Raw genomic sequence first — 24,834 nt, 5'->3', positions numbered from 1 at the left:
AAACATAAAAGAACTTTAAATTACTTATCTACAATAGCTTATTGAAATCAATATCATAGCCTGCAGCCTTCATTTCCTTAGCTATATCTACTTGCCAATCTCTATCATTTATATAAACAACCCCACTAATATCATTAGGGAGTTCAATAGCCCCCTCCACCAGTGGGGTTACGTTTTCACGTCCTATCTTGCCTATTAAAAACCCATGTTCAAATATTACATTCTGCCTAGCCCTGTAATTTAAATCACCGCTTTCAGCCACACCCTTTGCATTTCCCATATCGTCTGGTGTATATAAGACAATCCCGAAACCCACATCGTTTGAGTATTTTTCAATTTTCTCAATTATCGTCATACTCCTACTAGCCTGCTCATGAAGAATGATCGCTTCAAAGCCAAGCTTCTCAATAAAGCGCGCGGTACGTTGTTTGGCCTCGCCATCATGCCCATGCACTATAAAAACTTTATTTTTAGGTTTTTCACTTTGACTTATTTCGACAACATCTTTTTTGTCATCTTTTATTTCACGAATTTCGTACTCATCATTCTCCACATCCAAAATCAATGAGTCAATGTAAGCATCCATTGTTTCCCCATCTTGTCGCCAAAATCGCTGAGCATCACTTTCACCATACCTTACTGAATATGCATAATGTGTTAGCTTTGCATTTAAGACCGTTGTTTCACCTGGTAGAGTTTCGTCTAAAAACTGAGTGAATTTTCTCCGCCATGCATTAAATCTCTCATTGCCAAATTCTCTTCCACGAGACTGAAATGCCTGTAACACTTCGCCAAGCAATCTTTTTTTGAAAAGTTTGAGACCATCGATAACTTCTTGCTTGTTCATTTTTTCCTCACTTTTCTTAAAAATTTATATTACTCAAACCTTTTATAGTTAAGGTGATAACTAGAGTAAATCATCACTAACATTATGTTAATTGAATATTTCTAATTTAAAAAGTCTAAAATGCAATTACTTACACCACAAAATAATGACAGTTCCCAGCAGTACATTATTCGCATACTTTGACCAAGTCGGTCCAGCTTCCAAACAACCAGCGTCCCCCCTCATTCAATGCCTTAAGAAGCTTTTTGAGTGCTGGCCGGCTCGCCACTGTTCCGCTCATTTTTTCTTCGAAAATCTGCTCACATCCTGCGAGTTCGAGCGCTTGTCTCTGAAGATCCGTATTTTGGTCATTTGTTGACACTCTTACGTAGCCAATTTGCATATTTTTTCACCTAGTTATTTCTGCAAAAAAATCAGGTGAAGTTATCGGCCAGGCCACTCAAGAGCAATCTATAAAACGTCGGTTTAGGAAACAGCGCAATCAGGGACGTTGGCGCAGTGGCGGGAACGGTCGCCGCCAGCGATGATACGCGCTTGGTACGGAAAACGGGAAGACCAGGGGGACGATTTCTTCTGCTGTGACAATCAATGGTGTTGGTGGCGGAACAACTGACTGGCATACAAATGCAGGTGGTGGTTTAGGTGTTAGGAAAGGAAATGGAGGTGACAATTCCATTGAGATTAACAATACGACAACGGATTCATCTCAAGGGAATTATGTTAATCAGATAGTCGGTAAGTGGTATAGCGGTTCATGGTCGTTTGGTGCAATACGTAGCGGCTCTACCCCATTTGATCGCGTTAAGTTAAATGTGGTGGCAGAATCTGGAGGGGCAGCAGCATCATTTATGTTTTACCCAGATGGGCGTGGCACAGGTGGTCAATGGGTATCACTCTCAGATGCGCGTATAAAAAAGACATCGTGCGCATTTTCGAACCTCTCACTAAGATGAAATCCATTAAAGGCTGCTTTTGGGAGCATATAGACAATGAAACAACGGGTTACGGCTTTATTGCGCAGGACGTTGAGCAAGTATTTCCCGAAGCTAATAAAGGTGGCTATGATATTACCCTGAAGGACGGAACAGTGATTCCTGATGTGAAAACTGTCGATACTTACGGGGTTGCTGCAGTTTTGCTGCCATGAGGCCATTATGGCCCTAATGGTTATGGTCGATGATTTAACGAGTAAGGTTGAAAAACTGGATAAGGAAGCTGAATAATTTGCAGCCCGTCATTTGCCGGAACAGGCTGCAACTGAATGCTCAGGATTCATGATGCCGCTATTTTTAGCTTAATCTCCTCCAGCTCGTTCTGTGTAGCCTCCAGCTTCTTGATGACGTAGTTCAGGGCCAGCACGGTATCAAGCATGATGACGTTGTTATCCAGTGCCAACGTATCATCAGCATCAACCCTGTTTCCTTCGCTATCAAACTTTGGCGCAGCAGGGACCAGCTTTACGTACTCACTATCAATCTTCATGACGTCCTGAGCGATTACACCTCGGCGAACTCTCTCACGAGGGTCATCGTTGTAGACGTACGTTGCTGGCAGGAATTTCTTGATATTCTCGTATGACTGATAACCATCATCATATTTAATATCGTGCTTCAGCGTAATGTCACAGTTAGGTTGCTTCTGGAAAATATAGTTACCGGAAAGATTTCCACCAGCATTGGCGTATATATCACCGTTTGCTGTCGTGAATTGAAATATACGTTGCCCGGCAGAACCACCATCCCCGAGTGTTGTTATTGCTACATCCGCCCACGAACTAGGCCCGGTTGCTATAGAACCAAGCCCTACTGTTGAAGAATATCCACCACTGCATTGACTATGCCAGCGGGCAAAAGGAATAAACCCTGCATCATTATTAACGGATACGTTACCTCGGAAAAAAGAGATATTTCTTTGCCATGTGTTAATGTCTGACCATGAGCCACCATAACCAGCCCCATCAGCTCCACACGAAGATGATTTGAATCTCTCATCTGGGTAAAATAAAAATGAACCCGCGGTACCAGTTCCGCTATTAACATTTAACTGCGCTCTGTCTAAATTAGTCCCGCTCCCACGAACACCGCCAAGAGACCAGTTCCCATTATACCAGGCCCCTCCCACAGCGTTTACATAACTTCCTACAGTCCCATCCCCTGTGATGTTGTATAGCTTAACAGTCTTATCACCACCTTCCTGAGTAGATACGCCAATGCTGCTACCCTGAGTTACCATCAAACTGCCGGTAACATTTCCCCCTGTTTTTTTATCGACAGTATTGAACCGCTTATCATCCCCGACCGCCACGGTTCCCGCAGCTGTTCCAACGTTCCTTGTGGCGCTGTCTCCCAACCCGAGGTTTGTGCGACTGCCTTCTGCCGTTATTGCCCCGGTACCGCCCTGGTCAATCGGGAGAGCACCATTGGTATCTTTCTGAGCCAGTTTGCCGATACCAGGGATAGTTACGGCGGTGCCGTTGATAGTTACGGTGATGCTCTGATTGGCTGAGGTGGTGGCGAACGTCTCCCACGCGCCAATGTTCTCGTCATACTCTTTGATAAGCTGCGACATCGCCTGTGCCAGTCCGTCGACAGAAATATTGTCGGACACCAGGATTCCATACTTCTGGCCGTTTAACGCCGGGGAAGCAGTTGGCGTAACCGTCATTGACGTGGCGCTGTTCACGGATGAAATCTGGAACATCTGAACCGGGTTAGACATGACGATAATCGTCTGGCCAGTACGAACCTGGCTGGCTGGCGCCGTCCAGTTTGTACCCGTCCCGGTGGCGGTATTTCCGTTGATAGCAATAGTGCCGGTGTTATAAAGCATGAACTACCTCACGATAATAACGATCGTTTAAAGCGATCAATAATGTAAAATTGATCGCTCTTATCAATCTGACTATTTTTTAAACTCAAATAAAATGGATATTCCCGCAGATACAGGAATGTAGAAATGAAACGATTATTTGCCCTGGCACTTTTGCTGGCGGCTGGCTGTGCCGATAAAGACAGAGACTATGCCTTCAAAATGGATTACCCGGTGGATGCGGCGCGCTTATCTCTGGGAGGAGATATTCACGTAAATATTGACTGCACCACGAGGGAGTTTAACGTAATTTCAGACAGCAGCAATGGCATTTTCAGCCGACATATAAATAAGCGGCTCAGCAACATATGTTATAAGAAAACGGATAAGCTTGATGTCGTATACCGCTTCGAACCTGCAAAAGGTGTGAAGCAAAACATGATCGCTACTCAATACCCCCGCGTCCCGCCAGTATCAAATTCCGACAAACTGAGCGATGGGAATTCGTAGCCCGCGCCCCTGAAGTGTCTGGCTCCAGTTGCGCTGGTTTTTTGTGATGTACCTCCCCTGCAGCTGTGAGCCTGTCCATTTGAGAACGATCCCTGAATAACCAACAACCGTACCATCGTCACTGAGGTTACCAGGGCAGTTGTTAACCAGAATCCACGGGTTAAAACTCAGGTTTAGCGCAAAGGTATTGTTCTGTAGATCGTAATTGGCCGGCACGTCGAAAAAGCCCACCACGCGCGGCATTTTCGATGCCGAGGCGGCGCTCCAGATAAGATTCCCCGCGCTGTCGAAAACATCCAAATATCCGCTCTGCATTCCAACGTTTCTGGACGTGCGTATCATGCTGCCCGCATTGTCTTCCAGAAGGTCAGCGCCTGGTAAGCCGTACTTATTAGTATCCAGCTGCAGCCAGCGCAAATTACCATCATTCCAGAATTGCGGCTGGGTAATACCCAGCGTGCTTCCGTTTCCGAACGGGCTATCCACGCGGTAATAACCTTTGTCAGTCACTGCACCGAGCGCACGCTGATCATAAAAAAGTGTCGACCTGTTTTGTGAATCAACCAGCAACTTTCCGGCGCTGTTATAAACTTCGAATCCACTCATTGAAAGTTATAAACCTCCATATTAAGTGTTATCGAAATACTGCCGCCGCTTGGTAAATAAAAAACGGTAAAGCCACCATTAAAAGCCCGACAATAATATTCATTTATTACTCCTGCCGAACTCGCCGATACGATTGATATAAATGAGCCGTCCTGCGTTACTCCGGAAAAGGAAACGTCCTTAGCCGTTTCCCCCGCTGCAAATGTTACAGATGTGCTTCCAATATACCGGATAGCATAATCACTTAATTCAACGGCAATACGTCCTGCACCGTCCCAGCACTGCAAACCCTGTGGCATTACCATAACCCCATTCTGACGCGCAGCACGTTGTTGCTGTCGTAAATTTGAATGAGCGTGCTCGATATCAGCATCCTTCCGCCACCGCCCACACCGTTAATTTCAAACGTTCCCCCTTTATCAAGCTTCCAGCCTGCAGAGCCAGCAACATAGTTGTTGGACTGGATGTAGTTGCCGATCTTGGCGTTCTCAATGGTACCGTCCTGGATGAAGCTGGCCCTGATGAACGTCTGCCCATTCTGGATCACAAATGGCAACGCCACGCTGTTTCCGGCAGCAGTAGTAACGGCAAAACGGTCGGCCAGGAAGATCACCTGCGACTGCATACCTGATGGCGTATTCTCCACCCCGATCCCCATGCCTGCGGCGTAATACTGCCCATTACTCGTTACCCCAACTTTGATGTTGTACATCGCGCTGAGCTGGCCGTTTACGTTCGCAATGGCCTGGGCGTTAGTGGTTATAGAGGCTGTATGTCCATTGACTGTCGCCGTGATGGCGTTTATCTGCGTTGCCGTGGCCTGCTGATAATTCGAAACCGTCTGGCTCAGGCTGTTGATGGAGGCCGTATTCCCGTTGACGCTCGTTTGCAGACTCAGCAATGCACGTGCCGTTGCTTCCTTTTCAGTGACGATCACCTCATCAATGCGATCCAGCTGCGCGCTGTTACCGGCTACCGATGCCGACAGAGTTTTACGCGTGGCCACCTGAGCAAGATTGGCCTGAATTATCGCAATTGCCGAGTTCTTCACGCCTCCCGTCATGCCGTCCATAGACACAGAAATCTCGTCTATCTTCACTTCGGCCTGAGCCAGCCCGTCAGCGTTCTCCTGGATGTCTTTCGCCTGCTGCTCGAGTTCGTCAGCATGGATTTTGATTTCGTCAGCCATGCCAGCAATTTTTTCGTTGCTGTCCACCGCGTTCTCGAGAAGGTCTTTGAACGTTTCCGACTCTTTCATGTCCTCCAGAATGTCATTCGTTATTTCGCTGACATCTATCGAGGACGTGCCCATGATCCAGTCGGTCCAGTCCCCGGCGTTACCGATACGGTCAATCAGGCGCGCGCGGTACCACTGGCGAACGCCGGCAGGCATGGGGCCATGCTGATAATCTGCAGCCGGGTACGGCACCAGGACCAGCAGTTCAGGATTGGCGTAGTCGGCAGTTGTGGCGCGCTGAATCTCTGTATAGGCCGTGTCGCCTGAGCCATCCGGAAATTTCCAGGTCAGGTCGATATGCCAGACCACATCCTCGGTCGCCAGGAAGTTGAGCGGAGTACCCGGTTTTCCCGTTTTACCGGAGAGATAAGTTGTTTCACCGTATCCCCATGGTGACGAGGTATCCTGCGCATTCAGCGCCCGGACGCGCACGTCATAGCTGCCGGAATAAATGCCCTGAACCGAGAAACCCTGCGCGCTGGTAACCGGAACGTTTATCCAGTCCCCATTGTCCTTACGCCACTGGGCAACATACCGGATTGCGCCCTCAACCTTATCCCATGACACGTCCAGGCTTGCTACAGTCAGCCCCTGAGACACATGATCGCTCTCAGTCACCACGATATTCTTCGGAGCAGACAGGACGCTTATCGGCGTGACGGTGATCGGAGGCGACTCGACCCGAACGCCGTCATCGATGTAACGATATTTGTTTGGATCGTGCTGAACGGCCGTAATAGTGAAACCGCCTGTGCTCTCGTCGTTAGCCGCGATTGAGGTGACCCTGAAGTACTGTATTGCGAGGTTATCACTGTCTATCGCCCAGACAGCGCCCGCCACAGGAACCTGACTGAATGCCGTAGCCACCGTCACCGTTTTTTTATCGGCGCTCACCGCGCTGATTGTCCGCGTCTGGGCTTTTCCGTCGGGAAGGTTAACCACCAGCCGGTCTTTCGCCGCGTAGTCTATTTCTCGATCAAGGGTAATCTGGCGGCCATTGACCGCGCTTATGCGGCCACCGTTCTCCTTACCAGAACGGAAAGGATCGGCGACACCGATAATTTCAGCGGGCAGAGGGATATAACCGTCAAGCCCCACGCCAAACGATACGGTCCCGTCTTTGGCATTGGAGAGCAATACCCAGCGACCGCGTCGGTGCGCTTCACTTTGCGAGGTGCAGCCGATTGCGGTCAGGGACGTCTGCCGGACGTCGTAACGTTCTACAAGCGCCGAATCGTAGACCCCCTCTACGGTATCGCTGTAATGGTTCTGTGGATCGGACCAGGACACCAGGCAGGAGCTGTAGCGATTCTTGTATGAGCCGCCCGCATAAGTAAACAGTCCATCGATAACGTTTGAGACGTTATAAACCCAGTCAACATCGTCCTGCGGGACGTCTGCCTGGACATAAATCTGATCGTTGCCCCAGAACGTTATTCCACGAAATACCGCGGCGAGATCGTTAAGTACCTGCCAGGCGTCCTCCTGGCTCTGAATGAAAACGTTGCAGGTGAAACGCGGTTCGGTGCCACCGGCCCCGTCGGAAACCATTTCGTCACAGTACTGGGCGATTGAATACAGCGCCCACTTATCCACCATAGACACATCAACGCGCGTGCCCATGCCGTAAATTTCATCCAGAACCAGATCGTAAAAGATCCAGGCAGGGTTATTGGACCAGGCCATTTTGAACCCGCCGGACCATGAACCAGAATAGGTTCGGGTTATCGGATCGTAATTATCCGGAACCTTAATCATCTTGCCTTTTATCTTACAGGTCACTTTCGGCGCGCTGCCGTTGAACTGGCTGCTGTCCACTTCGACATACAGGAGCGCTGTTAAAGGATAACGAAGCTTGCTGTCGATGACTTCAGCATACGAAAACACCTTGAAGGCGTTAACCAGTTTCGAATTTGATCCGCTGGCATCAGCCGTAATACGCCTGACCCTGACAGACCAGCCGGACGTGGATTTTGGCAGATCGATACGGTGGTCACGCTGATATTCCGTCGTGGTCTTTCCGTCAAACTTGGCGTTTACAACCGTTTTCCAGGCACCGCCGTCCGTTGATAAATCGATCGCATACTCGGTAACCGTGCCCACCATATCGCCGTTATCTTTATAGAGATACTGGACCGGAAGGCTGAGCTTGATGCGGATGGCATCCAGGGAAAGGTTGGTAAACTGGCGTGTCCAGGGCGCGGTGGTGGTGACAGTTGTGCCCACCGCCAGCTCGTTATCGACCTGGGGCATCCCGGCAATATAGGTCTGGTCCTGTGTGCCCTTGCGGAACTCCCATTTCACGCCGCTGAAGTTATATTCCCCGCTGTCGTTTGCCAGCGGCGTATCGTTGAGAAAAATGTTCTGAGCGGTCAGGTCGCCCTGAATTTCCCCCTCAGAAACGGCAATGAGCATTTTTAACTTTGCGACCGACAGCAGATCGTCAGGCTGCTCAACCGGAGTATGTGAACTGCCACCTCCCCCTTTGGCCCCCTGCAGGATGGTTTCTTGTTTAAGAAGCTGCATTTTTTCACCCATAAAAAAAGATGCCGAAGCACCTTTAAGTTAGTGGCCGCTGGCCTACTGCTGATCGCTCGAGTACATACCGGCGCTGACTATCGCTCCCCCTGCCTCGATCAGACCGTAGGCCAGGGGGACAGGATGCCCCATAGCGACCGTATTGACCGGCGCCCCGAAGGCGTAGTTAGGCGTGTTGTCCGTGCTGGAGGATTTACCCGCGCCGAAGGATGGCTGGGGCGTGAGTATCTGGACAACGCCACCCAGCATCATTGACACCCCGACCCCGGTCAAAATTGACGTGGCGCTGATGGCTGTTGCACTCATCGCAGCCCCCCAGGCTGCCATACTCGCACCGGCGGTAAAGAATGCAGCGACCAGCGCAACGGCACCGACAACTATCTGCAGGACGCCCGAACTTTTGGCCCCCTCATAAACGGGCACGATCCGGTACACGCTTCCACCGCGGGTCATATCAAACTCTTCCAGCCCGATATTGTTGTCACCGTTAAAAAAGGCGAAACGGATCCCCTTCATATGAGCTTCCGACATATATTTTTTGAATCCGGGAACCTGTGAACACATGGCCCTGAGCATTTCGCGCAGATCGGCAACATCAAACTGAACGCGTTTACCGAATTTTTTAGCCATTTTCCCTTCGAGAATAAGCGTCTTAACCATGCGTTCTGTCCTTATGCCTGACCACCCGGACCGTTCTGTCGCGATAATATTTTCCATAAGGCGTTCGCGAAGAAAGGTGCCCGAACAGATGATGGAGAATAATGTTGTCACCCACATATACCGCGGCGTGATTAGTCACCGATGCCTGCACACTCATCATGATGATGTCCCCTGGCTGCATTGCACCGGCGGCAATCTCAACAAATCCCTCACGCTCCCAGTTGTCGTCGTAGAGCCGTTCCTTGCCGCTCTCCCACCATTCGTAAGGTACTGAATAGTTCCCGAGAACAATGCCGTATTCGCGCAGATAAAATTCACGGATAAGCGACCAGCAGTCGGCGTAACCCAGTACCCACTGCCGCCCGGCATAATCCCGGTCTTCACGCGGGGAAATCGTACAAAAGTCCCCGTCCGGCCAGGACATGATCCCCCACTCAATCCCCGACCAGTCGCACTGGATCCGGTCCAGCTCCGATGGCACCAGCCGAACCACATCCGGATGGGAATGAATGAGCATGATGATCTCACCGCGCGCGCGGGCAGCGAGCTGATCTTCCGGGGAGAGCGTGAATGTCTCCTCGGGCTTATCTGCAATGTTGCGGCAGGGAATAAAGATTTGCTGCTGGCCTGACTGAACAATCAGACCGCAGGCTTCTTTGGGGTATTCAGCAGCGACGTGCTGACGGATAGCATCCAGCAATTTTTCACGCATCTTTATTTCCCCTGCAGGTTGGCGGCCGGAAAACCACCGAACGGCAGCGGCGCGTCCGGGCCGTGACGATCCTGACAATCCTGCCGGCGGCCGCCACAAACGTCTTTCGACGGGTCATCGGTCGGCGTACCGTCTTTGGTAAAGTATTTCGTGCCGTTGTAATCGCATCCGGTCCCGCTTCGGTACCAGCCCCGCATACACCAGGTGCAGACAGGCGTAATCTGCCGTGTCGGCAGCTGCAGGCTCTGAATATCGAAAGGAGAACACAGCTCGAAATCAACCTGTACCCGCGTCTCTGCGGTTTTAGCATTGACGTAAAAGAGCTGTACGCGCTCATCGGCAGGGCTGGCACCCGGATTACCTTTTTTCCAGTTGGCGGCGTCGAGATACTTCGAAAGCGTGGTATGGATTTTGACCTTAGCCCTGACCATATCGTCATATTCAAGACACAGCGCGGTGACATAGTTTCCGACGTTCCCGACGGACAGCGTGGGCGTTGGCTGTGAACCTGTACTCGACAATTCCATCCCCTTCAGTTCGTAGGGATGGGGATCGTACTGGTTTCCCTGCCAGATAATGGCGGGCAGATTTTCTGCAGCGAAGGCTGCCCACCCCTCTTCCTGAATATTGTGCGCATGAAAACGCAGCACCTGATCCATACCGAATTCAGTGCCGTCGATCTCAATCAGCTGAATAACGCTGCCGGGCTCAAGCTGTTGGATGTCTGCCGTAAAACTCATACTCCCCCCATAAAAAAAGCCGCCCGGAGGCAGCTTTCAGTGTTTGTCGAGAAAATCAGGGCGCGAACGCCTGTTCAAAAGTGAAGGCCACAGTGGCTTTTTTCCCGGTAGGGAAAGAAACGCTGAACGAATCGGATTTCATTCTGAACAGCTTTTTTTCTCCCCATGGCGTGGTCCACCAGAACGATTTAGTAACGTGAGACATCAGAAAAGCGCGCAGCGCAGCCGCCTCCTGTCTGGTGCCCGTCCAGTCCAGGTTCCACGTTTCCTGTTTGTCGTTGATCCCCATCCCTGCTATCTGTTTGTAGCCATCCCCGAACTGGGCCTGCAGCGTTCGGGCTGTTTCAGTTCCCTGCGCTGTTTTTCTGGTGCGCCAGGTAAACGTGTCTGTCACGGTGTCCTCCTCGAATAAAGCACGCCGCCTGCGGACATTTCTTTTTTCAGTCGCTCGGTGATTGTCTGCTGAACAATCGCCTGCAGCTGTTTCGCCGTCCCCGTGGCGTTCGCCTGATTTATGCTCCCGTCACTCCCCTGCTGGCTGATGCTGACTGGGGCATAAACACTGATCCCGCCCATGCCAGCACCGGCTGCGCTCCCGCCGCCGACCAGACCACCCGAGGCATACCCGCGCATCAGGCGATAGAGATTAGCCACGCCGATGCGGCTGGTTGATTCTTTGGTGAAGACGAATTCCCCGCGGTGAACGATACCGGCTGGCTCGTACTTGCCGCCGTGCCCGGTAAAACCGCCCACGTCAAAACCCTGTGGCCGGTATGACGGGACCGCGAATGACTGACCTGCAGAGGAGGTTTTCGCCCCGCCGCTAACCCAGCCCATTGCGCTCTGGATGGTGTAAGCCACCAGCAGCTGATTGATAACGGACACTATCATTTTAAGGATCGAGCTGGTGAAGTCCCTGAAGCTCGCCTTCCCGGTTGTCGTCAGGCTGGTAAGCTGGCCCGCCAGCCCGCTGAACGTAGCCTGCGAAATCTGCTGAACAGAGCTGAAAACGTTTGTCGCTGAATCCTGATATTCGGCCCAGCCCTGTTTCGCACCGGCCAGCCAGTTTGCGCGCAGGACATCTTCAGCCTCGAACGTCGCCCTTTGCTCTTCGAGAACCTTTTGCTGCGCCTGAGGGTTGTACGAATAGCTTTCGCTGAGACGCTCCAGCGTAGTTTGTCGCCCGGCTTCCCGGGTGGATATCCCCTCAGACTGAGCCTGCAGGCCCGCCCTGGCGGCTTTTTGCTGCTGCTCAAACTTCACGGCCTGATCGGACAGCTGGTTGAGCTTTTGCTGGCTGGCAACCTTATCGCCAAGATCGGCCAGCTGCCGCTTGTACTCGAGCGTTTCTTCCTTGTGCGCCAGCAGGGATTTTTCCTGCGCCGTAAGCTGACGACGCCCCGCGGCCTCCTGCAGAACGGTGAACTGATTTTCAGTCTGCCAGAGATCCTGACGCTGTTTGCTTATGACGTCGTTCACGCTGGTATGCTGCTCAAGCGTTTTAAGCTGGGCCTGAAGGGTGAGAAGTTCGGCCTGCGCCTTTTCCTCGGCTTTGTCGCCGGCGGGCGTTGAGTAGCTTTTGCCTTTCGGCGTTTTTGGATCCTTCCACTGCTTTTCAATCCCGGCGCGGGCCGCGGCAATGTCTTTTTCAGTCCACAGCGTGGCGACACCGTCTTTCGCATCCTGGCGATTTTTCTCAATAAGCTGACTGAGCTTTTTCTCTGCTGAAGCCCGCTTTTCTGCCGCCGTCGCGCCGGACTCCACCAGTTGGTTAAACTGCTGCTGGTTGCGGATTGCCTGAGCCTGCTGGTCCGTCCGCATTTTTTCCCGCGCGGCTGCCAGCCCTTCCTGGGCGTATTGCTGATCGGCAAGATCGTAAGCCTGCTTTTTCAGCTCCACCTGCTGACGCGCGTTTCTGAGCCTTTCCGCATCCGCTTTCTGCAGAACATTGTTACCGGCATAATCCGGGTCGACCTTAAGATTGCTGGACAGCGCGCGGTACTCTTTCTCTGCTGCCTGCCATTCAGCAAAAGAGTCCTGGCGCTTCATCGCGGTGTCAGGATTACGCCCGACGCCCAGCATCGCATCCCACGCACCGGAGGCGGCATTCTTCACCCAGTTCCAGGCTTTTTCGAGGGAGCCAAGATTATCCTCGACCGCCCCGGCGCGCTGAATGACCGCGTCGGAATATGCCCGCATGGCCAGCTCGGCAGCTTTCTGCGAATCCCCCAGCGCCTGAGCAGAAGCTATCTGTTCATACTGGGTGGCCGTCAGAAAGTGAAGGGAATCGTTGAGCGTCGTGACCGCATTAACAGGATCATCTTTCAGTCGTTTAAACTGATTAATGGTTTCATCTACGGCCTGTCCAGTGGCCTGCTGCAGCCGGGCGGCAACGTTGGTGACCATACTGACATCATTGCCACTGAATGCACCGCTTCCAACAACCTGTGCAAGAACACCTGCAGCTGCATGCTGGGTAATGCCATTGCCAGCCATTGAGCGCGCCAGCGCCTGAAGCTGACCAGAGGTTTTTCCTGCATAGTTCCCGGTGAGGATCAGCTGTTTGTTAAACTCTTCTGATTCTTTACTGCCGTCATACCAAGCTTTACCTAGCCCTACAACTGCTACAGCAATACCACCTATAACACCCGCAATTCCCAAACCACGCAATGTCATCAGCTGGTCAATCCAGCCGGCGCGGTTGGCCAGAGTGATACCGGAGCCGCGCAGGGCACCAAAGTTACCTCTTGCAACTTCACCAACCAGGATGCCAATCTCGCGTCGGGCTGCCGCACTTTGCAGCCCCAACCCATGCGTGGCGACTTTGGCAGCCTCAAGCTTGCGGATGTAGACCTCAGCCGCATCGCTGGCACCAACCTGCGCTGCCTTCATACGCAACAGCTCGGTGCCGGAGAGTTTTTGCTCTACAACCTGTTGCTTCAGCTGATTGAGGAATCGGGTACGCGCTGCAGCTGATTTCTCTTCAACGATCTGCAGCTCTTTTTGCCTGGCCGTGGTTCTGGAAATAAGAGCAAGATAATCCTGTTGGGTGATATTTCCCTGCGCTCTGGCAGCACGAAGGCGCGCCTGCACGCTCGCAAGCGACTGTGTTTCACCATTGAGCTGGCGAACGCCGTCAATCTGACGGAAAAATGATGCCGCCAGTTCATCCTGTCGGCGGGCAAGCGCTGCAGCCTGCCCGTCATTCTCACGCATGCGTTGGTTAAGTTCGGTCACGCGGCGATAAATTTCATCAACGGACCTAGAAACGTTCTGCCAGTCTTTTGTCAGCCCTTCCGTTGCGGCTGACTGACGGGATTTCATATCTGCGGCGGCCGCCGCGCCAGCGTCGCCCACACTCTTTAGTGCTGCGCTCTGACGGTCCGCAGCACGCTGCATTCGCGCCTGAACTTTATCAGACTCATCCGCCATTCCTGTCAGTTGCCCTTTGATTCGGGCGACCTGCTCGCTGAAGGTTGCGCGGTCAACATCCAGCTTAATAACCAGATCGCTAATCTGCTGGGCCATATCGGATACCTCCTGTGATCCCCTCAGCGGCGGTCATCAGCGTGTCATCATTCGGCTCGTCATCGCTGATGACGACATCCGAAGGAGAAAGCAGGCTGAAATGTGCGGGGGTAAGTTCCGGGTCGCGGAAGAAAAGAGTGGAGATGGAATAAAGCAGCTCTGAGAAATGCGCATCGAGCTGCGCGTCCTGAAAATAATGCTCCCGGTAGAACTGGTGCCAGTCGCCCAGCTCACTGGAAGTCATTCCAGCCAGCATGGCGCGCCAGTCGGGTCGCCCGAACTCGCGCGCCAGATTCAGGACAAACTTCAGCTCGCTGGCAAGGGCTTTTCCGCCGTAACGGGTTCAGCGCTTTCGGCCTCCGCTGAGGCATCCGGATCGGCAGGATTGTCATCCTCAACCGGAACGAGCATGCCGGAGAGCAGCTTTATTTCCATTTCTGCTTTACCGATCGCCTCCGGCGGCCAGCCGCTAAGCACCTGCTGATAAAGCGTTTCCACATCCGTGCCAGCCGGATCGTTATGCCACAAAGACATCGCGATCAAACGCGCACCGCAGCGAATATTTGAGCCAATCAGCCTGGCCGTCATTTCCTGATCGCTGATGCCGTCGCTGTCAGCGCTGACGGCCTTTTCCTCTGCGGCCATAAACGTGATGTACTCAATACGCTGCAGCGCCGACAGCTCGAAGATGGTCAGGGATTCTGTTTGCCAGGTGAACTTCTCTTTTTTCAGAAACATGCGTCCTTCCTTACGCTGCAGTTACGGCGACTTTGCAGACCGCTACGAAATTACCATCGCTGGTCATAACAATAACGTCAGCGGTGCCTGCCGCAACGCCGGTGACGGTGATCGCGTTGCCGCTAACGGTGACCGTTGCTTTTGCCCCGTCGGAGGTTGCCACGCGGAACGAGGTATCTGAGGCACTGGCAGGGTTAACCGTCACATTGAGCGTTGTGGTTGCGCCCACGACCACGCTTGCCGTGGCTTTATCGAGCGTAACGCCGGTCACGGGGATATTCGGGGTCCCGCTTTCTTCAGCCAGCTCCGGCTTGCCGGTATTGGTGATTTTCGCTGTACGGGTAATGACCTCTTTTGCCGGAATGGCTTTACCCAGGCTGCTGCACCAGCCGCGGAAAACGTCGACGGTACCGTTCGGGTATTTGATTTTGTAATAGCGCACTGAGCCGTCGATAAACCATGCGACCAGGTCTTTTTGCCCTTCTTCGCCCGGTTTCCAGGCGAGGGTAAACGAGGTATCGCCAGCAGATTTTGCCCCCTGGGCGGTCGCGTTCCAGTCGGCGTCCTCGTCGTCGAGGTAGGTGTCGTCATAAGATTCGGCGGTCATTTCGCCCGGCGTCAGCTCTTTGATTTTTGCCAGGCGATTCCAGTCAATATCCGAGAGCGGGTTGGCAAAAGCATTGCCCGTTCCGGTGTACAGCCAAAGCGTGGTACCGGCGCCTTTCACGGGAGCCAGCGGGTTTGGAGTAGGCATAAGTACCTCTTAAATTGAATAGGTGATTACATACGTGAAATCGACTGAACCCCACGTGGCCATTTCATCATCCCGCTGGTAGTCGTAACCCTGCGGGGTGAACGTCTCGACTAAATCATTCAGTCCCGGGATGAAGGCCATTGCCGGATACACTTTCTCTTCCATCCAGGAATCCAGCGCGGCGTCAGGGCTGGAGGCCTTGAGAAATACCTCGATGTGGACAACCGCCTGCCACGAATCCTCATCGAGCGAATCGCCGGTGTACTCCGCATCAGAGAGGTAAACAGCAACGGCAGGAAGATCCTGCTCTTCAAGAAAAACAGGACGTCCGTCAAACCAGGTGACGGGGTCGGTGATGTCTGCTTTCATTTTTGCCAGAATGGCTGCACGAATTGCGCTGTGTCGGTTCATCGCTTCAGGTGGATCCTAAGTTGGTTTTTCAGGGCCGCGGACAGTTCTTCTGGCATGTCGCTTTCAATAAGGCGTTTTGAAATAGAGGTGAAAGCCACTGTGAGCGGTGTCTCAAGAGGAACTTTGACCACATCAATCGGATAACGGGCCTGACCTACGCGCCGCATGACCTGCCAGCGTCCGTTCGCCAGCTGTTGAATGAACGCGTTGCGAAAGGTATAGGGTCCGATCTTAAGGACACTGCCCGCTCCATTTCTGGCACCTTTTTTACGCGACAGCCTGACGCGTGCCGTGCCGAGCTTTATTGCAGGAAGATTACCGCGGTTGATTTTTATCGATGCAACCGGACGGTCGTGACGGGCCTTGCGCAGACGGGAACGCTGGCGGACCAGACGAACCGGAAGCCCCTTTTTCCGGTTATCATCAACTGTTGCTTCTTTCGCTACAGCTTTGCTCCCCTGGCTTATCGTTCTGCTGGCCACCCGGTTAAGTGCTTTTGCGGTTGCCTCAGGAACGATTATCCGGCTGAGGCTGTTCAGGTTCTGAATAGCCCTTTCCAGTCCTTTCACGGACATAGCGCCTCCTCATTCGAGATGGATGCGGGGTTTTCCGTTGAACATGTCATAGCGGGTAACGGTCAGGTTCTTACCGTCGTAGTCGACACTGTCGTTTCGGCGTGGCTGGTAAAGCTCAGAGAAAACCACCAGCGAAGTACCTGTTCCCGACAATGGCCCCATTTCCTCCAGCTGCTCGGCGGGAACAACGTCATAGCTGCTGCCATTGATGATCGCTGTCTTTCCCATCTTTTTTATGGTGGCCGCGTCCATGCGCGCCGCCATCCGGTCAAAGGGGTTAGGCATTGATCTTAACTTCAACAACGGTGGTGCTTGCCCCTGCCTCTTCCCAGGCGATACCTGCGGCAACGGCATCCGTTTCTTCGATCGTGATTTTGCCGTCCTTCAGATACACCTGCGCCCCGGCAGTAACTGCATCAGCGGGGACTTTTGGCAGGAGGAATACCCCTTCAGTAATGCCGTCCCCGGTATCGCCGACAGGAATATCAGTAATCGCCACAGCGATAAGTTTGCCAACCACAACCGGATCGCTGCTCTGAATGTCGGTTGTACCACTATTTACCAGAGGGATCGTTTTCCCGTCCTGCGCATAGTTCTTAGCCATAAATTTCTCCATTCAGCCCCTTGCGGGGCTGGTTTCAGGTATAAAAAAAGCCCTTAAGGGCATCTGTTTGTCAGGACTGTTTTTTACTGACCAGTGGATTTGGTCATGCCGCGATAGTCCAGCGGTGCCACACCGGCATCGATACGTACTTTCGTGGCGATACCATCAGTGGTGAAGCCTTCCTGCTGATCGATGTAAGGGGTATCGACGCCGTTGAGATACGCAACCTCGATGGTGTCGGTGCCCTTCGCGGCAGCCAGATACCAGGCTTTCGCATCAGCTTCATCCAGACGTGGTTCTGCAATGACTTCTGCAAAGTTCTGGATAGGGTTAACGATCCCGGCATTGATATCTGCACCTTTAACACTGGCCGACTTGATAGTCTGATTCGCCAGGGTTTCCAGGCTGACGGGCACCAGCATGTAGGCCGGACGAATATTCAGGGTACGCTCCCCTTCTTTCTGCAGACGCATCAGCTTGCGCGATTCATCCAGGCTGGCCACGGAAATTGCGCCCGAACTCAGGTTCTTGTGATCGGCATGGAACAGCGCCTTGCCGTCGGAGAGTTTCGGGTTTTTGGTCAGGATGGCGTAGACCAGATCGCCAATCGTTGCTTTCGCCGCGCGCCCCATCTTCATCGGTACGTCGGTGAGCTGGTTGAGATCGTCGTTGATGATCGCCTGGCGGGTTACAGAGAAGATTTCACCGTAAGTGGCAAGCGCGATAGTTTCGCCTTTGTCAGTGGTAGTGATGTACTTGTACTCCGCCCCTTCACGAACCTGTCGCAAAGAAGGGAAACCACCCATGCCGACACGATGCGCCGTTTTGAAGTCTGACAGCTGGCCTTTTTTGGTCCACTGCTCGAAGGTTTCCTGCGCCTCGTCCCAGCCCTGAATCAGCGCTTTGTTCGCAACATCGAGCAGAATGTTGCCAAAGTCAGAGGTGCTGTGGGTCAGCGCCAGGCCTACCATCTGCATCGGATTGTAGCTGGCCACACCGATGCCTTTTTCTGTCAGGGCCATACGCGCATACTCGCGCAGCGTCATACCGTTATAAACGTTATCCCGCTCCTGACCTTCGAACCCGGCACGCGCCATCAGTGCCTGGCGAATACCATCCGCGACGAAGTTACCGTTGCCCGCATGAATATGTGGCTGGGTGGTTTTATTTGATGGCGTGGCCGTTTTACCGAGTTCTGCCAGCAGCAAATCTTTCGCCTTTTCGACGGAACAATCAGGGTCGGCCACACACTGATTCTGCAGTTCCATATGTTTATTGCCGAACATGGCAAAAAGATCGCCGATAGCGTTAACGCGGGCTTTCTGCTCAGCCATTACCTGCGCGCGGATCGCATTTTCATCCGGTGCCGGGTCTGTTTTTGCCTGCGGTGCCGGAGGCTGGGTAATAACCGGGTCACGCTGGGTAGTGTTGCGCGGCGGGGTGATCATGTTGCGAATGCTTTTTGGCATTTTTTCAAATTCCTCAATACGTTTTGAATGAATACAGGCCATAGCCTGAAGGGATGGTGTCACCTGGTCGGCAAAACCCAGTTCAAGGCACTCGCTGCCGTTCATCCAGGTTTCGTCCTCCAGCATTGCCGCAATTTCTTCTGTGGATTTTCCGGTTTTCTGCGCATAAGCCGGGATAAGCACGGATTCAACCTTGTCGAGCAGATCCGCATAGTCGCGCATATCGCTCGCGTCACCACCAGCAAACCCCCATGGCTTATGGATCATCATCATCGTGTTTTCAGGCATGATGACCGGATTGCCTACCATAGCGATCACCGACGCCATTGAAGCGGCCAGACCGTCGATATGAACGGTAATCGCCGCGCCGTGGTGCTTCAGCGCGTTATAGATAGCAATGCCGTCGAAGACATCACCACCGGGTGAGTTGATATAAAGGTTGATGTGGGTGATGTCCCCAAGTGCCCGGAGATCATTGACGAACTGTTTCGCCGTTACGCCCCAGTACCCGATTTCGTCATAAATAAAAATGTCGGCCTCGCTGTTATTGCTGGCCTGCATGCGGAACCACGAATTACTTTTTACGCTGGCTTTCGGACGGTGGCGCGCCCGGTTCTTTGGCTTCGGCACTGGTGCCTCCTTTATCATTGGCGGGGTCTGTGTCAAACACCAGGCCCTGTTCACGGTTCTCGTCAACCTCCGCTTTACGGCGTGACTTAACATCATCCGGGTTGCGACCGCTGGCACGTATCCAGTCGGATTCAGTAGCAGCACCGCCGCGGATCTGCGTTTTCCAGGCATTCGCTTCTTTAACGGGGTCAATCCACGGCATAACGGGCCCCGAATAAACCGCGTTATACAGCGAGTCCATATCGATGCCTCTCGGCAGCTTGATTTCTCCGGCAGCAATAGCCATCTTCAGCCAGGCCCGGTACATGGGCCGGGTCACTGAACCGATGAACCAGTCCTGAAGAATCAGATATCCGTCGGTTGACTCGACAAGCTCCTGCCGCTGGGCACTGTACGTGCCGTTGTAGTTTCTGGATGTGCTGGAAAAACTGAGGCGACTGCCGGCGGATACAGCACGCAGCTGTCCGTTACGAAACGACTCGAGGTTAGGGTTCGGGCGATCGGATTTAATCATCCCGATTTCTTCCCCTGCCTGCAGCTCGTCATAGAGCATCCCGGGCTGAATCATCAGCTCGCGGTCATCGCTGCTGGAATCAGACTCGAAGCTCTGTCCGTCGCCTTTTTTGATATACATGCCGAGTGCAGCAGCAATTCTTGCTGCAGTCAGCTCAGAGTCCTCGTACTCTTTCAGCGCACTCAGCCGCATCAGGACACCTGACAAAAGAGACGTTCCACGGGTCTGGTGCAGGCGCCGGGTGAATTTGAGATGAAGCATGTTCTCTGCATCTATCTCTTTGGTATCGAACTGACGCCCGGACACCGGCAGGCTTTTATAGACCTGATATTTTTTAGGCCGCCCCCAGTTATCGACAAAAACACCCTGATTGAGCTGGGTGGCGGCATCGCTGTTCATTGGCACGAAGTCCGGCTCCAGCGCTTCCAGCCAGAACGGCACGCCAGCAACGGGCTGAAGACCATTTCCGGTACCGCGAACCAGCTGAGCAAATACCTCACCGTCCCGGAGCCACGTTCGCAGCATCAGCCGCTCCAGCATGGGGCGGGTAAACTGGGTTGTGACATCGGGTCTTACGGACCATTCGCCCCACTTTCTGCGGATATCAGTGGCCAGCTTTTTAGCGATCTTCCCGTTACTCAGCATCGGATGCGGTTCAACTATGATGCCCTTCGCACCCACCACCCTTTCTTCCAGCTTGTCGAAAACGCCGATCACCAGATCATGGTTGTTGTCCAGCCAGCGCGCCTGCTGCCTCAGTGAAACCGCCCCCATCTGGCTGAGCTGATCGGCAGAGCGATTTTCTTTCTGGGCTTTGTGGGTACGCGTTTGCTTAACCGCCTCATACGCCTTAATTACCGCACGGGCACGCAGGCGTGAGGCTTTCCAGCCTGGCGAAAACACGCCAATCGCATCATCTAAAAAACTCATCCAAACCTCGCCAGCCTGTAGCCGGGTCGCCCGCGGCGTTTATTATTGAGCGTTGCCAGTCGGCGCTCCCATTCCTGACGGCCTTTTCTGATTTCCGACAGGTTTTCGAGCGTCATCTGCTGCCCATTGAAAGTGATTGATTTCCCCTCCAGAACAGACAGCTCGGCTGCAGCGTAGCGGTCGATCATGTTTTGAATATCTGCTGGATTCACACCCAACCTCCTGACGAAGACCACGGATTAGCCTGCTCGGTTACGGGCTTCTCACGTTTTGGTTTTGATTTAGATTTCGGCGCAGGCGGCGGGGATGGCATTTCGCCAGTTTCCGTCTGCGTGTCCTCGATCCACGTTTCCCGCCGTGCCCACTCAGGAGCTGACGGCCATTTGATTTTTTCGTAACCACTAAGGATGGCGAGCGCGTCGGCATAAACGAGCAGGTCAAATGCTTCGTTTGCGCCCCGGCCGGGCTTACTCCATTTCCCTTCATTAGAGCGTTCCTCATACGTCAGTTCGTCATAGAACCAGCTGCCCAGCCAGGCGGGGAAATGCACATAGCCAGGGCCGGGTGAATCACGCCACAACGCATTATTCACCCGGTCTTTAAGGGCATCGGTCTGGAGAAGATAAAGAGGCACATCACCCGTCGCCTGTGCGCGGCGCGTTGATCTGCCCGTGTTGTCGGGAAACGTTCGCTGGATAAGTTTGCTGCGTCTGACGCTGTCCCCCTTGAAGAGATAGATACGCTTACCCAGCCCTTCACGGCGACATCTGCGCCAGAACTTGTAGGCATTATCCGTCACGCCATCTTCGCCCCCTGAGTCCACGGCCATCGACATCAGCCCCATGCCCTTTGATGGGTCAGCTGCGAGCGGCCACGTTTTATCAAAGACGTCGGTGAGTAAAAGGTCCCAGTCCTCCGGGTAGCTCGCCGGATCCACCTGTAAGCTTTCCCCGTTACCGTCGCAGCGCAGCGAATACCGGATGTTGTAACGGTCAACTATCCAGCGCTCACCCATACTTCCATAACCCGTAATCTGCACAACAAAGCGCCGGTTGCGCCCGGCCTGCACGTCCACGGTCGCAGTGAGAAACTGCACGCCGTCCGGTACCGAGCGTTTTGGGACTTCTTCGGCACGCTGCTCAAGCAATTCACTTTTACGCTGCTCCATGCTGGCGCGCGGCAAATAGGGCCTGCCGAAATCGGTGTTGATCACCGTCTTCAGGGTTTCTTCGCTGCGCGTGGATTCATATTCCTGCTCGGCGGTCAGGAACTTATAAATAAGCTGCGCCCAGGTCTGGTAAGCAGCTGCCGGACCTTCCATCCAGAAGGAGGCAATACGGGAACGACGGCCATCACCGCTAACCTGGCCTTTACTGTCGATGGTTTGCCCGTCCCGGAGCCAAACACATTTCATGTTCAGCGCACGCTTCATGTCCGGCGCGATCCTCCCTTTGCAGGCAGGGCACTGAAGAAACGCCGCTTCGCTGGCAAGCACAGGATCGCTGCTGTCGCGGTATCCGGTCATATTGTCCATTTCCGGCTGGAAATATTCGCCGCAATGCGGGCATGGCCAGTAAAGACGACGGCGGTCACCACGGTTATAGAGCGATAAAATTCCGGTGGTCGGAGGGGCTTCATGGGGCGTGGAGCGCCGCCATTTTGTGTCTCTGATATCTCTCCCGGGCGAGCTCTCAACCAGCGTCATCCCGGAGGACATGAATGTTGTGGTACGCTTCGATGCCAGTGAAAAAGCATCCCCCTCCCCGTCGATATCTTCCGGAAAGCGGTCATAATCCGTCAGCGCCACACTCTTATAGTCCGAGGACGACATGATATTGACGGATGGCCAGCCCAGCTTCAGATAGTTACCGGCGCGAAATGTACGGTCGTAGACGTTGTTATCGTTACGTCTTGGGCTCAGCCGGGTTTTCACTTCAGGGCTACAGCGAAAAGTTCGGTCCAGACGTTTTTTTGAATGCTCGCGCGCCTTTTCCTCTGATACCTGAATCACAAGCAAATCTGCCGGATCGCAGACGATGTTATAGACAATCCAGCCGTCAATAAGTCCGATTGTTTTACCCGTTCGCGCCGGGCCAACAAACACCACTGCGTCATATTCACGCGATGCCAGGCAGTTCATTGGCTCAATAACATAGGGGGCCAGATCCGGATCCCATGGTACGGAGTTTCCCGCCCCCATAGGCACGCGCATATAATTACTGACCGCATCGGCCACCGGCATACGACGCGGGGCACGTAAAATACCGGAAACATCGCGGCGGATGCCGGTGGCGGATGCCCGCTTTGCCATCAGTCCTCCTCTGGCTCTTCCTCCTCTGTTTCAGCGTCCTGCACCCTCTCGGCCATCTGGTCACGCAGATCATCGATAACGCTTTGCACGCGCGAAACCGCAGCAGGCGTTAAAGCACAGTCGCGCTCGAGCACATCCGGGAGGGTTTCAAGTACCATGACGACGGCTTTCGCCATCAATGAGAATTCTCGCGCCACTTCATCTGCAGGTATTAACTGCCCCGTATCCTGTTCGAACTTCAGCCTCTCGTTCTCTGCTTTCCAGTGGGACAGCCTGTCAGAGGGGGGCATATCATCGATATTGGCCGAAACGGTAGGGATCATCAGTTCTGTCAGAATGTCAGTCACCAGATAAAGCTTTAATTTGCTGTTGCTGCCAGGCGCGGGTTCGACATTTTTCAGCCTCGCGGCAACCGTCTGACGGTGTACGCCGGTTATCCCTGCAAGCTGGTTGATATTGAGTTTTAAAGTGGCAATTTCCTGGTCCATGATGGTGAACACTTTTTGAACGATTCGACATCTTACGAAAATGGCCTCTAATTAAATCAAAGACCTGCGCACATGATGATGATGACCCTGGATCCGAAAAACTAGCCGTTTCCCGCGAGCGCGCCGCCCCGTGGTAGACCACCCTGCGGCGAGGACCCATCATAAAATGTTTGGCTATTGTTTTTAGGAATAGTATGCCCAGCGATGGTTCATGCGAAAGAGCAACATACCTTCAAATCCCTCCGCTGCAGGCTTAGATCTATCACTAAACACCCCCGGCCCGTCAGTTGATAGTTGTTTTATATGCTGCTTGAGAGCAAGTTCATGTATATCTGCGCGCATGTGTATCGTTATTTGAATGTCGATCCACGATGACTTTCGCAGGCCGGTGCATACGGGATACCAGCTATAGTGAGCTGCATTTGATTTTCAATTTAGGCCTGAGCTTGCCGCACGGCAAAGCAGTGGAAGTTAACGGTTTACCAAAGCTCACAGCTAAAAGACGTTCTTTGAAGGACGCGTGGAATGCGCATAAAAAAAGCCCCGCTATTGCGAGGCCTTATCTTCATTCTTACTGAATCAATACTTGGTGAATTTAATGACTCTCTCACCTGCTTTGGGAGCCCATTCGTTATACTCGGTGACCAGTTCAACAATCTTCTGCTCAATAAGTTTGAATTCTTCAAAATGAGTCTGCATCGCGTTTAGGTCTGTAGTGGTTACAGATGTACCAACTTGCCCACTGCCATTTGCCTTATAGCAGTTGTCCATTCTGCTATAAGCAGTATGTCTGTCTCGTAAAGCAGATTCTAATTGTTTGCTGATATGCTTGCATCGCCCTAAAGCTTCAAAATCAATATCTGACATCGTAACCTCCTGTTCAAAATTGGATGTCACAGAATACGCTGAAGATAATCTCATAAAAAGCATTATCGAATAGGGTTCTGAAATGCAGGGGGTGTTACGTCACCCAATTGCTCACATTACAATATGATGAACTGACAGCTGATGTCTTTGAACTGGTTCATCTTGCCTTTTTCACCATATGATAGTTCGCAATTTCCCTTAACGGTACTTAAGTCCTGTGGGTTAGCTTCGCTAATTTGTTTCTCTATTTTTGCCGGGGACGAAATTTACCCGCAATGGAATGTGAACACACCAACATGCTTCACTCCTGCTTCTGGCAGTTTGACTGCCACGCTTTGTTATGCGCCAGGATGTCTT

25 protein-coding genes and 1 pseudogene are annotated in these 24,834 nt (G+C 52.8%); 2 read left to right on the top strand and 24 right to left on the bottom strand.

The genetic code is table 11. From position 1 onward, the window contains the following. Window positions 1-28: 28 nt before the first annotated feature. Window positions 29-847 carry a TIR domain-containing protein gene (locus L462_RS18600; protein WP_032677941.1) on the bottom strand — a complete coding sequence of 273 codons (819 nt, stop codon included), beginning with the start codon at window positions 845-847 and terminating at the stop codon, window positions 29-31. 170 nt (window positions 848-1,017) lie between these two features. Beyond that, window positions 1,018-1,229: pseudogene (locus tag L462_RS18605) on the bottom strand (recombinase family protein); the annotation flags it as partial. Window positions 1,230-1,730: 501 nt separating this feature from the next. Here L462_RS18605 and L462_RS0123370 point away from each other — a divergent pair. Continuing rightward, on the top strand, window positions 1,731-1,994 hold the full coding sequence (locus tag L462_RS0123370) for a tail fiber domain-containing protein (protein ID WP_050595732.1): 264 nt from the start codon (window positions 1,731-1,733) through the stop codon (window positions 1,992-1,994). 125 nt (window positions 1,995-2,119) lie between these two features. On the opposite strand, the gene L462_RS24850 is transcribed toward L462_RS0123370, so the two are convergent. Further along, window positions 2,120-3,676: a tail fiber domain-containing protein gene (locus L462_RS24850; protein WP_155964418.1), complete on the bottom strand. Its 1,557-nt coding sequence runs from the start codon at window positions 3,674-3,676 to the stop codon at window positions 2,120-2,122. A gap of 126 nt (window positions 3,677-3,802) precedes the next feature. On the opposite strand from L462_RS24850, the gene L462_RS18610 reads away from it, so the two are divergent. Beyond that, window positions 3,803-4,165: a hypothetical protein gene (locus L462_RS18610; RefSeq protein ID WP_032677939.1), complete on the top strand. Its 363-nt coding sequence runs from the start codon at window positions 3,803-3,805 to the stop codon at window positions 4,163-4,165. On the opposite strand, the gene L462_RS18615 is transcribed toward L462_RS18610, so the two are convergent. The 21 genes from L462_RS18615 to L462_RS18710 form a co-directional block, all read right to left on the bottom strand. Continuing rightward, a complete protein-coding gene (locus tag L462_RS18615; RefSeq protein ID WP_032677938.1) occupies window positions 4,130-4,771 on the bottom strand; it encodes a hypothetical protein in 642 nt (213 codons plus the stop codon). The genes L462_RS18610 and L462_RS18615 overlap by 36 nt on opposite strands. After that, window positions 4,768-5,076 (bottom strand): hypothetical protein, encoded by a 309-nt coding sequence (locus L462_RS24185; RefSeq protein ID WP_072031440.1) that lies wholly within the window; start codon window positions 5,074-5,076, stop codon window positions 4,768-4,770. Before L462_RS24185 ends, L462_RS18615 begins: the two co-directional genes overlap by 4 nt. Then, a complete protein-coding gene (locus L462_RS18620) occupies window positions 5,070-8,546 on the bottom strand; it encodes a TipJ family phage tail tip protein (RefSeq protein ID WP_032677937.1) in 3,477 nt (1,158 codons plus the stop codon). The genes L462_RS24185 and L462_RS18620 overlap by 7 nt, the downstream gene beginning before the upstream one ends. Window positions 8,547-8,588: 42 nt before the next feature. Then, window positions 8,589-9,206, bottom strand: a complete 618-nt coding sequence (locus tag L462_RS18625; RefSeq protein ID WP_032677936.1) for a tail assembly protein — start codon at window positions 9,204-9,206, stop codon at window positions 8,589-8,591. Beyond that, window positions 9,199-9,918: a C40 family peptidase gene (locus L462_RS18630; protein WP_032677935.1), complete on the bottom strand. Its 720-nt coding sequence runs from the start codon at window positions 9,916-9,918 to the stop codon at window positions 9,199-9,201. Before L462_RS18630 ends, L462_RS18625 begins: the two co-directional genes overlap by 8 nt. Before the next feature lie 2 nt (window positions 9,919-9,920). After that, a complete protein-coding gene (locus tag L462_RS18635) occupies window positions 9,921-10,658 on the bottom strand; it encodes a phage minor tail protein L (protein WP_032677934.1) in 738 nt (245 codons plus the stop codon). Window positions 10,659-10,713: 55 nt separating this feature from the next. Further along, window positions 10,714-11,052, bottom strand: a complete 339-nt coding sequence (locus L462_RS18640) for a phage tail protein (protein ID WP_032677933.1) — start codon at window positions 11,050-11,052, stop codon at window positions 10,714-10,716. Continuing rightward, window positions 11,049-14,186, bottom strand: coding sequence for a phage tail tape measure protein (locus tag L462_RS18645; protein WP_032677932.1), 3,138 nt, complete (start codon window positions 14,184-14,186; stop codon window positions 11,049-11,051). Before L462_RS18645 ends, L462_RS18640 begins: the two co-directional genes overlap by 4 nt. Next, entirely contained in the window at window positions 14,170-14,442 is a 273-nt protein-coding gene (locus L462_RS18650) for a phage tail assembly protein T (protein ID WP_032677931.1), read from the bottom strand. Before L462_RS18650 ends, L462_RS18645 begins: the two co-directional genes overlap by 17 nt. A gap of 50 nt (window positions 14,443-14,492) precedes the next feature. Continuing rightward, window positions 14,493-14,924 carry a phage tail assembly chaperone G gene (gene gpG / locus L462_RS18655; protein WP_032677930.1) on the bottom strand — a complete coding sequence of 144 codons (432 nt, stop codon included), beginning with the start codon at window positions 14,922-14,924 and terminating at the stop codon, window positions 14,493-14,495. Between the two features lie 10 nt (window positions 14,925-14,934). Continuing rightward, window positions 14,935-15,678, bottom strand: a complete 744-nt coding sequence (locus tag L462_RS18660) for a phage tail protein (RefSeq protein WP_032677929.1) — start codon at window positions 15,676-15,678, stop codon at window positions 14,935-14,937. Between the two features lie 9 nt (window positions 15,679-15,687). Then, window positions 15,688-16,089 (bottom strand): phage minor tail U family protein, encoded by a 402-nt coding sequence (locus L462_RS18665; RefSeq protein ID WP_032677927.1) that lies wholly within the window; start codon window positions 16,087-16,089, stop codon window positions 15,688-15,690. Then, complete coding sequence (locus tag L462_RS18670) at window positions 16,086-16,664, bottom strand: phage tail protein (protein WP_032677925.1); 579 nt, start codon at window positions 16,662-16,664, stop codon at window positions 16,086-16,088. The genes L462_RS18665 and L462_RS18670 overlap by 4 nt, the downstream gene beginning before the upstream one ends. A gap of 9 nt (window positions 16,665-16,673) precedes the next feature. Next, the gene (locus L462_RS18675) at window positions 16,674-16,916 is read right to left on the bottom strand and encodes a DNA breaking-rejoining protein (RefSeq protein ID WP_230852446.1); all 243 of its coding nucleotides are present in this window, start codon (window positions 16,914-16,916) and stop codon (window positions 16,674-16,676) included. Between the two features lie 25 nt (window positions 16,917-16,941). Beyond that, a complete protein-coding gene (locus tag L462_RS18680; RefSeq protein ID WP_032679667.1) occupies window positions 16,942-17,268 on the bottom strand; it encodes a DUF2190 family protein in 327 nt (108 codons plus the stop codon). 83 nt (window positions 17,269-17,351) lie between these two features. Further along, entirely contained in the window at window positions 17,352-19,385 is a 2,034-nt protein-coding gene (locus L462_RS18685) for a ClpP-like prohead protease/major capsid protein fusion protein (protein ID WP_369797546.1), read from the bottom strand. Then, a complete protein-coding gene (locus L462_RS18690; RefSeq protein ID WP_032677924.1) occupies window positions 19,312-20,811 on the bottom strand; it encodes a phage portal protein in 1,500 nt (499 codons plus the stop codon). The genes L462_RS18685 and L462_RS18690 overlap by 74 nt, the downstream gene beginning before the upstream one ends. Then, on the bottom strand, window positions 20,808-21,023 hold the full coding sequence (locus tag L462_RS18695; protein WP_001704123.1) for a hypothetical protein: 216 nt from the start codon (window positions 21,021-21,023) through the stop codon (window positions 20,808-20,810). The genes L462_RS18690 and L462_RS18695 overlap by 4 nt, the downstream gene beginning before the upstream one ends. Next, window positions 21,020-23,122 (bottom strand): phage terminase large subunit family protein, encoded by a 2,103-nt coding sequence (locus tag L462_RS18700; protein ID WP_032677923.1) that lies wholly within the window; start codon window positions 23,120-23,122, stop codon window positions 21,020-21,022. The genes L462_RS18695 and L462_RS18700 overlap by 4 nt, the downstream gene beginning before the upstream one ends. Further along, window positions 23,122-23,610, bottom strand: a complete 489-nt coding sequence (locus L462_RS18705) for a DUF1441 family protein (protein ID WP_032677922.1) — start codon at window positions 23,608-23,610, stop codon at window positions 23,122-23,124. Before L462_RS18705 ends, L462_RS18700 begins: the two co-directional genes overlap by 1 nt. 579 nt (window positions 23,611-24,189) lie before the next feature. Next, complete coding sequence (locus L462_RS18710) at window positions 24,190-24,477, bottom strand: hypothetical protein (RefSeq protein ID WP_032677921.1); 288 nt, start codon at window positions 24,475-24,477, stop codon at window positions 24,190-24,192. Between the last annotated feature and the right edge of the window lie 357 nt (window positions 24,478-24,834).

Source organism: Enterobacter sp. BIDMC 26 (assembly GCF_000534435.1).
Classification (GTDB): Bacteria; Pseudomonadota; Gammaproteobacteria; order Enterobacterales; family Enterobacteriaceae; genus Enterobacter; species Enterobacter ludwigii.
This window is presented reverse-complemented; position numbering and strand designations above follow the sequence as displayed.